The following is a 14799-nucleotide window of genomic DNA, read 5'->3' as shown; positions in this document are numbered from 1 at the left end:
CATGTCACCCAGCACCGACCGACACGTATCGATCCTCGCCACCGGCGCCCACCTGCCGGGCGATCCCCTCGACAACGACGCCCTGGCCCGGGTCTGCGGGCCGCTGCCCGACGACGTCCTGGAGGGCATCCAGGTCAAGCGCCGCCACTGGATGGTGGACCCGGTCACCGGAGAGCACCGTACGAGCACCTCCGCCATGGCCACCGCCGCCGCCCGCCAGGCCCTGGAGCGGGCCGGCGTGGAGGCGGCCGAGGTCGACCTGATCGTGCTCTCCACCGCCAGCCCGGACTACCTCCTGCCGGTCGCGGCCACCTACGTCCAGGAGCAGCTCGGCCTGGAGAACTGCGCGGTCATCGAGGTCCGCGCGGGCTGCGTGGGCGCCGTCCAGGCCTTCGACATCGCCCGGCGGCTGCTGGCCGACGGCACCTACCGCACCGCGCTCGTCATCGGCGCGGAGTCGGTCTCGCCGCTGCTCGCACCGGTCTTCCTCGGCCGCGACCCGCACAAGGTGCGGATGCGCGACCGGCTCACCGTCTACACCTTCGGCGACGGCGCCGGGGCCGTGGTGCTGCGCGGGGGCGAGGAGGGCTCGGCCCACGAGGGCAGCCGCCAGGTGTTCGCCACGCAGTCCATGGGCGGCGCCCGCAAGCCCGGCATGCTGATCGTCGGCGGCGGCACCGACGCCCCCCTGCACGAACAGCAGCAGCGCACGCGCCTGATGGACATCAAGCTCGACATCCCCGGCACCGCCCAGTTCGGCCCCAAGGTCTTCGTGGAGGGCATCCACGACATGCTGCGCCGCTCGGGGCTCGCCCTCTCGGACATCGACGCGTGCGTGCTGCCGGAGGGCAACGCCGAGTACTTCGCGAGCGAGTACGGCACGGCCGGACTGTCCGAGGAGGACCAGGCCACCCTGAGCAAGATCATCGTGGAGAACCTCACCGACGTGGGAGCCACCGGCTCCGCCGCGGTCCCCCTCGCGCTGGACGCCGGCTGGACCGAGGGCCGCATCCGGCCCGGGGACACCGTGCTGCTGCTCGCGATCGAGGCCAGCCGCTACCTGTACGCGGGACTCACCCTCACCTGGGAAGCACCCTTCCCCACCAGTTAAGGACGGAACGTGTCGATACAAGAGACGGTGCGCAGCGCGGTGAGCGTGGAGGAGCGCAACAAGAAGACCATCCGTGCGGTCTTCGACACCTTCGTGAACCGGGGCGACTTCTCCATCGTGGAGGAGATCTACAGCCCCGACATGATCGACCACCAGCCGCTGCCGGGTGCGCCCGAGGGGCTGGAGGGCGTCAAGTACACCATCGCGGGACTGCGCGAGGGCTTCCCCGACCTGCACGTGACCATCGAGGACATGAGCGCCCACGGCGACCACGTCGTCATCCACAACACCTGGCGCGGCACGCACCGGGGCGAGTTCCTCGGCATGCCGCCCACCGGGCGCTACATCGAGTTCCAGGGCGTGGTGGTCTGGCGGCTGCTGGACGACGGCCTGATCGCCGAACGCTGGGGCATCGGCGTCGAGTCCAACATGCTCTCCGTGCTCGGCATGCGCCGCCTGGCGCCCTCCGCGCGCGGCGCCGCCCGCGCGGCCGCGCGCCGGACCGTCGAGCCCGCCACCGTGCTGCTGCCGCTGCCCGAGGGCGGCGCCGCGCGCTGGAAGGACGTACAGGCGGAGTTCTCCGGGCCGCGCCTGAGGGAGTACGAGGCCTCGCGGCGCAGGGCCGGCATCCTCCAGGAGTCCTTCGCCCTCCAGCGGCTCGGCGACCGGGACGTGCTGGTGCACCGGCTGGAGGCGCGCGACCCGGCGGGGGCCGCGAAGCGGCTGGGCCAGTCCCGCGACGCCTTCGACGTATGGCTGCGCGAGGCCGCGGCCGAGGCGCTCGGCGCCGATCCCTGGGAGTCGTTCGCCGCGGAGCACGCCGAGCACGCCGGGAAAACGGCGGAGCGGGAGCACACCTGGTCCTCCGTCACGAGCGAACTGAGCTCCGCGGCCTGACCTCGGCACCACGACGGTCGCCGCCCTCCCGGCCCAGCCTCGAGGGCGGCTCCGGCAGTTCTCTAGTCTAGCTACGCTAGAATTCCTAGCGTCGATAACTACCGCGGAAGGCGCATGATGATGCGGCAACGAAAGCTCGGCAGCCAGGGGCTGGCGGTCTCCGAGCAGGGTCTCGGATGCATGGGCATGACCTTCGCCTACGGCCCGGCCGACGACCAGGAGGCCCTGCGTACGGCCCACCGGGCCTTCGAACTCGGCGTGAACCTGCTCGACACCTCGGACTTCTACGGTCCGCACACCAACGAGGAGTTCGTCGCCAAGGTCATCGCGGGGCGGCGCGACGAGGTCGTCGTCGCCTCCAAGGTCGGCAACGAGGTCACCCCGGACGGGACGATCACCGGCAAGCAGAACGGCCGCCCGGAGTACATCCGCGCCTCCGTCGAGGGCAGCCTGCGCCGGCTCGGCACCGACCGGATCGACCTCTACTACCTGCACCGGGTCGACCCCGACGTACCGGTCGAGGAGACCTTCGGCGCCCTGGCCGAGCTGGTGGCCGCCGGCAAGGTGCGCCACCTCGGCATCTCCGAGGCGGCCGCCCCGACCATCCGCCGGGCCCACGCCGTCCACCCGCTCACCGCCGTGCAGACCGAGTACTCCCTGTCCACCCGCGACGTCGAGGTCAACGACGTCCTGGCAACGGTCCGCGAGCTCGGCATCGGCTTCGTCGGCTACAGCCCGCTCGGCCGGGGCCTGCTGACCGGCGCCATCCGCAACCTCGACAACCTCGCCGCGCACGACTTCCGCCGGGTGGCCCCCCGCTTCCAGGAGGGCAACCTCGACGCCAACCTGCACGTCGTCGAGCAGCTGGAGGCCCTGGCCGCGGCCAAGGGGATCACCACCGGACAGCTCGCGCTGGCCTGGGTGCTGGCCCAGGGCGACGACGTCGTCGCCATCCCCGGCACCAAGCGGGTCAAGTACCTGGAGGAGAACGTCGCCGCCAGTGCCGTCGCGCTGAGCGCCGACGACCTCGCGGCCCTCGACCGGATCGCCCCCCACGGCAGCACGGTGGGCGACCGCTACCCCGCCGGCGCCATGGCCACCCTCGACGGCTGAGCCAGGACCCGTCCATCCCAACGTGAGTGAGTGAATGACCATGGCGAACATCACGATCATCGGCGGAGGCCTGGCCGGCCTGGCCGCGGCGATCTCGGCAGCGGAGAAGGGAGCCCGCGTCACCGTCCACGAGGCCCACTCGCACCTGGGCGGACGCGCCCGGTCGGCCTCGGCGCCCTACGTCACCAACGACGGCCCCCACACCATCATGGACAACGGGCCCGTCTGGCACTGGCTGCTCCAGCGCGGCCTGGCCGGCCGCTACGTACGGCTGTCGTTCCACGAGTGGACCCGGATGCGCTTCCGCCACCAGGGCAAACTGCGGATGACCCTGCCGAGCGGCTACATGAAGATGTGCTGGCTCCACCGGGACATCGAGGTCCCCATCGACCGCTCCTTCCAGGACTGGGCGAGCGAGCGCTTCGAGCAGCAGACCGTCAACGAGGCCCTCGGCTTCCTCGGCCCCATCCTCTTCGACGGCGACCCGGGCCGGCTCTCCGCGGCCTTCGTCTGGGAGCGGCTGCTGCGCGTGGGCACCCCCCGCTTCCCGCTGCCCAGCCGCTACTTCATCGGCGGCTGGGGCACCGTCGTCGAGCGCATGGAGCGGGTGGCCAAGCGGCACGGCGTCGTCATCGAGACCGGGTCGCGGCTCACCGAACTGCCCACCGACGGACCGGTGATCGTCGCCACCTCGCTGGCCTCGGCCCGCAGCCTGCTCGGCGACAGCTCGCTGGACTGGCCCAGCGGCACCTCCGCCCTGCTCGACATGGCCGTGACACGGTCGAAGAAGGACGGGAACGTCTCCTTCGACATGGACGAGGGCGGCTTCACCTCCCAGTACTCCGACCACGACCCCTCGCTCGCCCCGAAGGGCGAGGCCCTCTTCCAGGGAGCCATGCCGCTGCGTCCCGGCGAGTCCAAGAACGAGGCGCTGGCCCGGCTGGAGAAGCTCTTCGACCTCACGACCCCGGGCTGGCAGGACCGCATCCTGTGGCGCCGCGACGGAGTCTCCCGGGGCCGCACCGGAGCCCTCGACCTGCCCGGCCTGAGCTGGCGCGACCGCCCCGCCGTCGACCGCGGGGACGGCGTCTACCTGATCGGCGACGCCGTCGCCGCCCCCGGCATCCTCGCCGAGACCTCGATCAACAGCGCCGTGCACGCCGCCGAACTCGCCGTCGCCGCCAAGCCGGTGACACGGCGCACCGCCGTCGGCAGCCTGCGCTGAGAACCCTTCCTCTCCTCCCACTCCACCCTCCAAGGGGCGGCACATGAGAATCACGCTTTCCGAGCGAGGCACTCCCGACTGGCTGGTCGCCGCAGACCTCGCCCAGCGGGTGTTCGCCAAGCAGTACAAGGCCAGCATCTCTCCCGACCCGGACAGCTTCCTCGCCTTCTTCGAGGACAACGACGACGGGACAGAGGAAGCCCTCGCCTGCGCGGGCATCACCTACGCCGAGGGGTCCGACATCCTGCTGGAGAGCTACCTCGACGCCCCCGTCGAGCAGGTCATCAGCGCCGACGTCGACGCGCCGGTCAAGCGCTCCCAGGTCATGCAGGTCGGCAACATCTCCTCGGTCCGGGCGACCGCGGGCGCCGAGATCATCAAGTCCATCCCGCTGGTCATGGCCTGCCTGGGCCGGCCCTACGCGGTGATGACGATGACCCACCGGCTCGCCGCCCTGATGCAGCGCCTCGGCGTGGTCTTCCACCCCCTCGCCGACGCCTCGCCCGACCGGCTCTCCACCGAGGAGGCGGCCGCCTGGGGCTCGTACTACGAGACCCGGCCGATGGTCGGGTACGCCATAGCCGCCGAGCAGAGCACCCTGCTGCTCGCCGCCATCGGCCGCTACTGCTTCGAGAAGATCGACATGCGGTTCGTCAGCAACCGCCCGGAGGCGAAGGTGCTGACCCGTGCCGCGTGACACACCCCGGGTGTCCCTCGCCGGGAGACTGCTGGAACAGGCGGACAGCGACGCCGTGATGGTGCGCGTGCTCGCCGCCGCCGGCCCGGACGGCGCCCCCGCCGGCACCGCGGCCGCCTGGAGCTACCGCGAGATCATCGGCGCCGCCCTCGTCTGGGCCGGACGGCTGGAACGCTGGGCCGGGGAGCACGGCCGCCCCGCCCGGGTGGGACTGCTCGCCGAGAACTCCCCCGAGTGGGTCGTCGCCGACCTCGCCCTCCTCCTCGGCGGAGCCGTGGAGATCCCGGTCCCCACCGCCTTCACCGCCGAACAGGCGGCCTCCCTCCTGGAGAGCGCCGACATCTGCCTCGTCGACGACGGCGGCGCCCGCGCCCTGGAGCGCTGGACGGCGAGCACCGCGACCGCCGTCCTGCCGGCCGGTTGCACCGTGACCCCCGTCGGCCTGCCGGAACTGCTGGCCGGGGCGCCCGCCGCCGGGCCCCTCCCCGAAGTCCCCGCGCAGGACGCGGTCGTCAAGGTCATCCACACCTCCGGCACCACCTCGGCCCCCAAGGGGGTACGGATCCGCCGGCACGGCCTGGACGAACTGCTGACCTCGCTGCGGGCACGCATCCGCCCGGCCGACTTCGCGCGCTACCTCTCGGTCGTGCCCCTGAGCCTGCTCATCGAACAGGTCGCCGGGCTCTACATGCCCTTCCTCACGGGCGGGTCGGTGTCCTTCCTGCCGCCCGGCACCGCGCTGGTCGGCACCGCCGCCGACGCCGGGCCCCGGATGCTCACCCTGCTGCGCCAGGCCCGCCCCACCGCCCTGGTCGTACCGCCCACGGTCGCCGCCCTGTTCCTCGCACTGTGCGACGAGCAGCCCCGGGAGAGCGTGCGCGAGCGGCACCAGCGGATCTTCGGCCACGACGGCCCCGTCTTCATCGCCTGCGGCGGAGCCCCCGTGCCCGCCGAGGTCCTGCAGCGCTTGGACGCGTACGGACTCACCGTCCACGAGGGCTACGGGCTCAGCGAGAACTCCTCGGTGGTCTCCTGGAACGTCCCCGGCGAGGTCCGGTTCGGCACCGTGGGCCGCCCGCTGGACCACGTGCGGGCCGAACTGGCCGAGGACGGCGAACTGCTGATCCACAGCACCTCCCTGTTCGCCGGGTACACCCGGGAGGACCCCTCCAGCGTCGTCGTGGACGAACAGGGCCGGCTGCACACCGGCGACCTCGCCGAGATCGACGAGGACGGCTACCTGCGGATCACCGGCCGCAAGAAGAGCATGGTGATCACCGCGAGCGGGCGCAACGTCTCTCCGGAGTGGGTCGAGTCCCGCTACCGCGAACTCGGCTTCATCCGCGAGGCCGCGGTCGTCGCCGACGGGCTCGAACAGGTCCACGGCCTCTTCGTCGTCGACGCCGGCCTGGACCACGCCACCGCACGGCGCCGGATCGACGCGTTCGGCCGCGAACGCCTCTCCGGCATCGAACGCGCCGCCGTCATCCACCTCATGCCCGAGGACGACCCCGGGTACGCCACCTGCTTCACCGTCACCGGACGCCCCCGGCGCGACGTCGTACGGGCCCACGTCCTGCGCATCCACGGCGAGCCGCACCACGGCACGCCCCACCACAGCGAGCCACACCCCACCGATGAGAACCTGGAGAAGGCATGACCTCCGCCGTCATCACCGCCGCCACGACGACCGCCGCCGCTGTCAGAACCACCCCCTACGGCACCGGCACCGGACTGCTCGTGGAGCCCGTCGAGGGCGGAAACCTCGCGGACATCGACCCGAAGGTCCTGCGCGACCTGCTGGCGGAGGCGGGCTTCCTGCTGCTCCGGGGCTTCACCGGCTCCGACATGGCCGGCTTCACCGCGCTGGTGCAGTCCACGTCCACCTCGACCACCATCGACCCCGCCCGCGACTTCTACTCCGAGGTCGCGCAGAAGGTGGACGCCGGCTTCGACGAGGTCGGCCTGCACACCGAGAACGGCAACAGCCCCTTCCGTTCCCACCTCGCCTGGTTCTTCTGCGAGAAGGCCGCGTCCTCCGGCTCCCAGACCACCGTCTGCGACGGCTACCGCGTCTGGGACGCCTTCAGCCCGGCGGCGCGCGAGGCCTTCGCCGCGCAGGACATCGTCTACAGCCGCTACGTCGCCGAGGCGCAGTGGCGCGCCATGGCCCACCACCTGCTCGGCGGCGCCACGCCCGCCGAGGAGATCGACGTCGCGGAGCTCATCGCGCTCGGCGACCGGACCCCCGGCACGAAGATCGTGGCCCAGGAGGACGGCGGAGTCCGCTACTCCTTCCGCACCCCCGCGGCCGGCCGCACCGTCTTCGCCGAGCGGCCCTCCTTCGCCAACAGCATCCTCGGGCCCTCCTTCAACTACGAGAAGCCGAAGATCACCTTCGCCGACGGCACCGAGCTCTCCGCGGAACTGCTCGCCGAGGTCGAGTCGGTGACGGCCCGCCTCACGGAGAACCTCGACTGGCAGGACGGCGACGCCGCCCTCATCGACAACACCCGCGTCATGCACGGACGCCGGGCCATCACCGACCCGAACCGCACGATCTTCAACGCCCTCAGCTACATCGAGACCCCCGCCGCCTGACCGTCCCGACCGTCCCGACTGTCCCGACCGTCCGGACCGATGATGGGAGAACACCCGATGGCACGCTCCGGAGACACCCTGCACATGGGGGCCGACCGGCTCACCTTCCTGGCCACGGCGGCCGACACGGACGGCGCCTACCTGGAAGTGGAGGTCGACTACGCGAGCGCCGCCCACATGCCGCCCGCGCACTACCACCCCAAGCAGACCGAGCTCTTCCGGGTCCAGAGCGGGCAGATCAACGTCCGGCTCGACGGCACCCTGCACACCTACAGCGCGGGAGCCGAGTTCCACATCCCGCCGGGCGTGGCCCACTCGATGTGGAACGACGGTCCGGAGCGGACCCGGATGACCTGGCGCGTCACCCCCGCCTACCGGACCGAGCAGCTCTTCGAAACCCTGTGGGGACTGGCCGGCGAGGGCAGGCTGCGCCCCGACGGCACCCCCTTCCTGCAGATGCCGCTGCTCGCCCTGGGCTTCCGCGACGAGTACCGGGCCGTCACCGGCCGCCCCCACGCCGTCGACATGGCCCTGTCCACCCTGCTCGCGCCCGTCGGCCTGGCCTGCGGATACCGCCCCACCTACCGCCCGCCCCAGCGCGCCGAGCAGAGCAGGGCCGCCGCCTGACCGACCCGTACGTCCGCCCGTACGTCCACCCGCACGAACCGGCATTCGAGCCGGAATCGAGGGTGCGCCGAGGCGTGCCTCCTAGCGTCAGCCGCATCAGAAGACGGTCAACGCGTGGAGGAATGTCATGGCCATGGAGCACGAGTTCATCCTGCCCGGTGCGGATCTGCCCCAGCCCGATGCCGACCTGCGCAAGAAGCGCGAAGCGGTCATCCTCGAGCACACGGTCGCCGAGATCGCCTGGGACATCGACGGCGTGCTCGCCACCTTCCCGCGCGGCGGCATCTACCGCATCCAGGCCTTCGAGGAGGGCCCGCTGATCGGTGCGGAAGCCATCAAGAAGGGCTACTTCGCCGAGCTCCAGGCCGCTTTCCCCAACCTGGAGCACGAGCTGCACCACGTGCACCACACCCCCACCGCGGTCATCCTCGAGGCGCAGGCGCGCGGTAAGCAGGAGGCGGACTGGCGGGGGATACCCAACCTCGGCAAGTCCATCGACGCCCCCGTCGCCGTCTTCTTCCACTTCGACGGCGACGTGCTGGTCGACGAGACCCTCTACTTCGACATCGCCACGTTCCAGCGTCAGCTCGGCTGACCCGGTACGCCCTTCGCGCTGATGCGGGGCCCCGTACCGATGCCGGTGCGGGGCCCCGCAGCGTTGCGGCGCCCCGACCGGAACTCAAGTTGAACTTGAGGTTCCGTCCGTAGCGTCAGGAGCGCCGGCTCGGCATGTGTCACCCTCCAGAAAGGAAGCTCTGAATGAGCGCCGTCAACCCCCCAGCCTCGGGCGGTGGGAACAAGAAGGTGGTCTTATGGGCCATCCTCACCACCAGTGTCGCCTCCTTCATGGCGGGGCTCGATCAGCTGGTGATCATCACTGCGCTGCCGACCATCAAGGACAAACTGGGCGGCAGCCTCTCGGATCTGGAATGGACGGTCAACGCCTACACGCTGTCCTTCGCGGTGCTGATGATGTTCGGCGCCGCACTGGGTGACCGCTTCGGCCGGCGCAAGGTCTTCGTCCTGGGCCTGCTGCTGTTCACGGCCGCCTCGGCCGCCGGGGCGCTCGCCCCGGGCATCTCGGAACTGATCGCGGCGCGCGCCGTCCAGGGCGCCGGTGCGGCGATGATCATGCCGCTGTCGGTGACCCTGCTGACCGCCGCGGTACCCGCGGAGAAGCGCGGTACGGCGCTCGGCATCTGGGGCGCCGTCAACGGGCTCTCGGTCGCCGCCGGTCCGCTCGTCGGCGGTGCCATCGTCGAGCACCTCTCCTGGCAGTGGATCTTCTGGCTCAACGTGCCGATCGGCCTGATCCTCGCGCCGGTCTCGCTGCGCATGCTGGCGGAGAGCAAGATCTCCGGATCCCGTCTCGATGTCGTCGGCACCATCCTGGGCGGCATCGGCCTGTTCGGCATCGTCCTCGGCATCGTCAAGGGCAACATCGACGGCTGGACCTCGCCGCTGGTGCTCGGCTCCCTGATCGGCGGAGCCGTCGTCATGGTCCTCTTCGTCCTCTGGGAGAACCACACCGAGCACCCGATGGTGCCGATGCGGCTGTTCCGGATCAAGGCGTTCACCGCGATCAACCTGGCCGGCACCCTGATGTCGATCGGCATGTTCGGCGCGATCTTCCTGATGACCCAGTTCTTCCAGAGCATCCAGGGCTACAGCGCCATGGAGACCGGCGTCCGGCTGCTCGCCTGGACCGCCATGCCGATGGTCGTGGCCCCGCTCGGCGGCATGGTCTCCGACCGCATCGGCGGCAAGCCGGTGGTCACCGTCGGCCTCGCCATGATGACGGCCGGCATGGTCTGGTGGGCCTTCATCCTGGAACCGGGCACCTCCTACGTCGCCCAGCTGCCCTCCCTGATGATCTGCGGCGCGGGCATGGCCCTGTTCTACGCCCCGCTGATGAACCTGACGATGGCTTCGGTCAAGGAGCACGAGCAGGGCATCGCCTCGGGCGTCACCGCCGCCACCCGCGAGGTCGGCGCCGCGCTCGGTGTGGCCCTGCTGGCCTCGATCTTCAGCGCCAACGGCGGGTACGCCTCGGCGGACAACTTCGTCGACGGCCTCGTCCCCGCCATGTGGGTCGGCGCCGCCGCCGTCGCCGCCGCGACCCTGTCCATGCTGATCGCCCCGGGCCGCAAGGCGGCCGGCCCGCCCGTGGCGCAGTCCGCGCCCACGGCCGCGGCCCAGCCCCAGACCCGGTCCGCGTCCCCGTCCGCCGAAGCGCCGGCCCCGGCCGCCGCCGAGGAGTCCGCACCGGCCGCGGTGCGCTGAGACCGCAGCCCCGTACGCCTGTCGACGGCCTCCGCGCCCGCGCGCGGAGGCCGTCGCCATGTCCGCTCCAGCCCGCTCCGAGCGCTGCCGGAGCCGGCCGCCACAGACTCTGACCCGGCCCGCAGTTCACCCCTTACGACAACGAACCGAGGAAACATGCCCATTGAGGAGATGAAGATCCAGGACGCCTTCCGGATCACGCCGTCGCCGCTGTCGGACAACCGCGGCAGGTTCTTCGAGGCCTGGCGCATCGGCGAACTGACCGAGCTGACCGGCCAGCCGTTCACCGTGCGGCAGGTCAACTTCTCGGTCTCGCGGCGCAATACGCTCCGCGGCATCCACGGCACGATGCTGCCGCCCGGCCAGGCCAAGCTGGTGACCTGCGTCCGGGGCGCCGCCCTCGACGTGGTCGTGGACCTGAGGGTCGGCTCGCCCACCTTCGGGATGTTCGACACCACCGTCCAGGAGGCCGACTCGGGCATCGGCGTCTACCTCGCGGACGGCCTCGGCCACGCCTTCCTCGCCCTGACCGAGGACACTTGCATGAACTACCTCTGCTCCGAGGAGTACGTGCCCGGCACCATGGTGGACATCCAGGCGCTCGACCCGGAGATCGGCATACCGTGGAACGGCTCGGAGCCGTACATCAGGTCCGAGAAGGACGCCGCCGCGCCGAGCCTCTCGCAGGCCGTCGCCCTCGGACTGCTCCCGACGTACCGGGAGGCCGTCGCTTCCTACGGGGACTCCTACGCGAACCGCCCCGCCCGCTGATCGGGCGCACGAGAACGCGGCGGGCGCCGTACATGCCCGCCGCGTCTTCGTGTGCCCGCCGGCCCCCTCAGGTCAGGGCGGCCCGCTGCTGCAGGGGTTCCCACCAGGCGCGGTTGTCCCGGTACCAGGCGAAGGTCTCCGCGAGCCCCTCGGCGAAGTCCTTGCGCGGCCGGTAGCCCAGCTCGGCCGAGATCTTCGAGCAGTCCACCGAGTAGCGCAGGTCGTGCCCCAGCCGGTCGGCCACGTGCTCGACGCTGTCCCAGCCCGCACCGGCCAGGTCCAGCAGCAGCGTGGTCAGTTCCTTGTTGCTGAGCTCCGTGCCGCCGCCGATGTTGTACACCTCGCCGGGCCGGCCGCCGGCGCGCACCAGCTCCAGGCCCTGGACGTGGTCGTCGATGTGCAGCCAGTCCCGGACGTTGAGCCCCTCCCCGTACAGCGGCACGCGCAGCCCGTCGAGCAGCCGGGTGGCGAACAGCGGGATGACCTTCTCGGGGAAGTGGTGGTGCCCGTAGTTGTTCGAGCAGCGCGTGACCCGCACGTCCAGGCCGTGCGTGCGGTGGTAGGACAGGGCGACGAGGTCGGAGGAGGCCTTGGACGCCGCGTACGGGGAGTTGGGCCGCAGCGGATCGGTCTCCGGCCAGGACCCCTCGGACACCGAGCCGTACACCTCGTCCGTGGAGACGTGCAGGAAGCGGGCGCTGCCGCCCGGGCGGCGCAGTGCCGCGTCCAGCAGGGTCTGGGTGCCCAGGACGTTCGTGGTGATGAACTCGCCGGCGCCGAGGATCGAGCGGTCCACGTGGGACTCGGCGGCGAAGTGCACGACCTGCTCGTGCCCGGCCACCAGCTCCCGCACCAGCTCCGCGTCGCAGATGTCGCCCTGCACGAAGCGGAAGCCGGCGTGCCCGCGGACCGGGTCGAGGTTGGCGGGGTTGCCCGCGTAGGTGAGCTTGTCCAGCACCGTGATCTCCACGTCGCCCGGCCCCTGGGGGCCCAGCAGGGTGCGGACGTAGTGGGAGCCGATGAACCCGGCTCCGCCGGTCACCAGGATGCGTGTCGTGGTCATGAGGATATCTGCACCTTGCTGTGGTCTCCGAGGACGAGCCGGTGGGCGGCGGGCACCGGCGGGGCGGGCGTCACCTCCGCGTGGCGTCCGATGATCGAGGCCTCCACCCGGCTGACGCCGCGCACCGAGGCCCCGTCCAGGACGATGGAGAACTCGATCTCGCTGTCGACGATCCGGCAGTCCCGCGAGATGGACGTGAACGGGCCGATGTAGGACCCGGAGACCACCGCGCCCTGCCCGATCACGACGGGCCCCACGATGCGCGATCCGCTCACCTTGGCGCCCTCGTCGATCTGGACCCGCCCGATGATCTCGCTCTCCTCGTCTACCTCGCCGCGGGTGTGCGGTTCGGCGAGTTCGAGGACGGAGCGGTTGACCTCCAGCATGTCGGCGACGTTCCCCGTGTCCTTCCAGTAGCCGGAGATCGTCGTGGAGCGGACGTCCTCGCGCGCGTCGATCAGCCACTGCAGCGCATGGGTGATCTCCAGCTCGCCGCGCCAGGACGGCTCGATGGCGCGCACGGCCCGGTGCACGGCGCTGGTGAACAGGTAGACCCCGACCAGGGCGAGATTGCTCTTGGGGAACTCCGGCTTCTCCTCCAGGCCCACCACCCGGCCGTCGGGGCCCAGCTCGGCCACCCCGAAGGCCCTCGGGTCCGAGACCTCGGTGAGCAGGATCTGCGCGGCCGGCCGCTCCGCCTGGAAGGCCTCGACCAGGCCGCGGATGCCGCCGACGATGAAGTTGTCCCCGAGGTACATGACGAAGTCGTCGTCGGCGAGGAACTCGCGGGCGATCACCACGGCATGGGCCAGCCCCAGGGGCGCGGACTGCGGGATGTAGGTGACCCGGAGCCCGAACTTCGACCCGTCGCCGACGGCTTCCCTGATCTCCTCGGCGGTGTCCCCGACGACGATCCCGACCTCGGTGATGCCGGCGTCGGCTATCGCCTCCAGGCCGTAGAAGAGCACCGGCTTGTTGGCCACGGGAACGAGCTGCTTGGCTGATGTGTGGGTGAGGGGGCGCAGGCGGGTTCCGGCCCCGCCGGAGAGCACGAGAGCTTTCATGGCACCGAAGGCTAGGAGCGGGCACTTGAGCCGGGGTGGGGGACCGGCCGGGCAAGGCGGGGGGACCGGCCGGGCAGACGTCACCCGGAAGCAGCGATGAGTTTTCCCGGACCGGAGGGTCTCAGTAACGTCGTCGTCGCCAACACAGGAGGAACACGTGGCTCAGCTGCTGAGGGTCCAGAACTTCAACGTCTCCAGCGACGGGATCGGTGCCGGCGAGGACCAGACCCTCGAGAGGCCGTTCGGGCACGTCGATCCCGGGAGGCTGTTCGCCTGGGCCGGCGCCACGGCGAGCTGGCCCATGCGCACCGATCCCGGAGGCAGCCGGGGCCTCGACGACTACTTCACGCGGGACTACGACCGCAACATCGGCGCCGAGATCATGGGCCGCAACAAGTTCGGTCCCCAGCGCGGGCCCTGGCTCGACCACACATGGCAGGGCTGGTGGGGCGACGAACCCCCGTTCCACACCCCGGTGTTCGTCCTGACCCACCACGAGCGTCCTTCGTTCGCACTGTCCGACACCACCTTCCACTTCGTCGACGGCGACCCCGCCACGGTCCTGCGGCAGGCCCGTGAGGCGGCCCAGGGCAAGGACGTCCGGCTCGGCGGCGGGGCCACCACCATCCGGCAGTTCCTCGACGCCGACCTCGTCGACACCCTGCACGTGGTGGTCTCACCGCTGAAGCTCGGGTCCGGAGTCCGCCTCTGGGAGTCCCCCGACGAGCTGCTCGACCGGTTCCACCTGGACGTCGTTCCCAGCCCGAGCGGGGTGACGCACCACCTCTTCTGGCGGAAGTGACCGCCAGGGGGTGTCTTGCCGATCAGGCCGGGCTCGGGCCAGGCGTCCTCCAGAACGGCTCGACCGGGGTTGAGGATCCTCGGTTCACCGCCCACCGACGCGAGAGCCCAGAGAGGCACCCCGATATGTCTGACAACCACCGCGAACTCATCCAGCGCTTCGTGGACATGATCAACAGTCACGACGTGAGCACGATGGCCGAGCACACCGCTCCCGGACACATCGACCACAACCCGATCGTCGCGGACGGCATCGAGGCCAACACGGCCTTCTTCCAGCAGATCTTCGACGCCTTCCCGGACGTCAAGATCCTCGTGCACGACCTGATCGTGGAAGGCGATCGGATCGTCGGCCGCTTCGAGTACTCGGGCACCCACCAGGGCGTCTTCTTCGGCATACCGGCCACCGGCCGCACCCTCACATTCCAGACGATCGACATCTGGCGCGTCGAGGACGGTCTGCTGGCCGAGCACTGGGACCAGCTCGACGTGGCGGGGATGTTCCACCAGCTCGGCGCCGACTTCTACGCGGGCCAGGGCGAGTAG

General features: G+C 71.0%; 15 protein-coding genes. 13 read left to right on the top strand and 2 right to left on the bottom strand.

Going from position 1 to position 14799, the window contains the following annotated elements:
• The first annotated feature begins 1 nt into the window (after position 1).
• The 11 genes from OG898_RS35245 (at position 2) to OG898_RS35195 (ending at position 11325) form a co-directional block, all read left to right on the top strand.
• On the top strand, positions 2-1111 hold the full coding sequence (locus OG898_RS35245; RefSeq protein ID WP_250745291.1) for a 3-oxoacyl-ACP synthase III family protein: 1110 nt from the start codon (positions 2-4) through the stop codon (positions 1109-1111).
• Between the two features lie 9 nt (positions 1112-1120).
• Positions 1121-2008 carry an ester cyclase gene (locus OG898_RS35240; protein ID WP_250745290.1) on the top strand — a complete coding sequence of 296 codons (888 nt, stop codon included), beginning with the start codon at positions 1121-1123 and terminating at the stop codon, positions 2006-2008.
• A gap of 120 nt (positions 2009-2128) precedes the next feature.
• Complete coding sequence (locus OG898_RS35235; protein WP_250745351.1) at positions 2129-3121, top strand: aldo/keto reductase; 993 nt, start codon at positions 2129-2131, stop codon at positions 3119-3121.
• A gap of 40 nt (positions 3122-3161) precedes the next feature.
• Positions 3162-4346, top strand: coding sequence for an FAD-dependent oxidoreductase (locus tag OG898_RS35230; protein WP_250745289.1), 1185 nt, complete (start codon positions 3162-3164; stop codon positions 4344-4346).
• A gap of 43 nt (positions 4347-4389) precedes the next feature.
• The gene (locus OG898_RS35225; RefSeq protein ID WP_250745288.1) at positions 4390-5043 is read left to right on the top strand and encodes a thermostable hemolysin; all 654 of its coding nucleotides are present in this window, start codon (positions 4390-4392) and stop codon (positions 5041-5043) included.
• On the top strand, positions 5033-6703 hold the full coding sequence (locus OG898_RS35220; protein ID WP_266962804.1) for an AMP-binding protein: 1671 nt from the start codon (positions 5033-5035) through the stop codon (positions 6701-6703). Before OG898_RS35225 ends, OG898_RS35220 begins: the two co-directional genes overlap by 11 nt.
• On the top strand, positions 6700-7644 hold the full coding sequence (locus tag OG898_RS35215) for a TauD/TfdA family dioxygenase (protein ID WP_266962802.1): 945 nt from the start codon (positions 6700-6702) through the stop codon (positions 7642-7644). Before OG898_RS35220 ends, OG898_RS35215 begins: the two co-directional genes overlap by 4 nt.
• Before the next feature lie 57 nt (positions 7645-7701).
• A complete protein-coding gene (locus OG898_RS35210) occupies positions 7702-8271 on the top strand; it encodes a cupin domain-containing protein (RefSeq protein ID WP_266962800.1) in 570 nt (189 codons plus the stop codon).
• 127 nt (positions 8272-8398) lie between these two features.
• A complete protein-coding gene (locus OG898_RS35205) occupies positions 8399-8866 on the top strand; it encodes an ester cyclase (protein ID WP_250745285.1) in 468 nt (155 codons plus the stop codon).
• A gap of 164 nt (positions 8867-9030) precedes the next feature.
• Complete coding sequence (locus tag OG898_RS35200; RefSeq protein ID WP_266962798.1) at positions 9031-10554, top strand: DHA2 family efflux MFS transporter permease subunit; 1524 nt, start codon at positions 9031-9033, stop codon at positions 10552-10554.
• Positions 10555-10710: 156 nt separating this feature from the next.
• On the top strand, positions 10711-11325 hold the full coding sequence (locus tag OG898_RS35195) for a dTDP-4-dehydrorhamnose 3,5-epimerase family protein (RefSeq protein WP_250745283.1): 615 nt from the start codon (positions 10711-10713) through the stop codon (positions 11323-11325).
• Between the two features lie 67 nt (positions 11326-11392).
• Here OG898_RS35195 and rfbB read toward each other — a convergent pair whose 3' ends face one another.
• Positions 11393-12388, bottom strand: a complete 996-nt coding sequence (gene rfbB / locus OG898_RS35190; RefSeq protein WP_250745282.1) for a dTDP-glucose 4,6-dehydratase — start codon at positions 12386-12388, stop codon at positions 11393-11395.
• Positions 12385-13452, bottom strand: coding sequence for a glucose-1-phosphate thymidylyltransferase (locus tag OG898_RS35185; protein ID WP_266962795.1), 1068 nt, complete (start codon positions 13450-13452; stop codon positions 12385-12387). The genes rfbB and OG898_RS35185 overlap by 4 nt, the downstream gene beginning before the upstream one ends.
• Before the next feature lie 157 nt (positions 13453-13609).
• On the opposite strand from OG898_RS35185, the gene OG898_RS35180 reads away from it, so the two are divergent.
• Complete coding sequence (locus OG898_RS35180; protein ID WP_250745280.1) at positions 13610-14254, top strand: dihydrofolate reductase family protein; 645 nt, start codon at positions 13610-13612, stop codon at positions 14252-14254.
• Positions 14255-14379: 125 nt separating this feature from the next.
• Positions 14380-14799 carry an ester cyclase gene (locus tag OG898_RS35175; protein WP_250745279.1) on the top strand — a complete coding sequence of 140 codons (420 nt, stop codon included), beginning with the start codon at positions 14380-14382 and terminating at the stop codon, positions 14797-14799.

This window comes from Streptomyces sp. NBC_00193 (genome assembly GCF_026342735.1).
GTDB lineage: Bacteria > Actinomycetota > Actinomycetes > Streptomycetales > Streptomycetaceae > Streptomyces > Streptomyces stoeckheimensis.
This window is presented reverse-complemented; position numbering and strand designations above follow the sequence as displayed.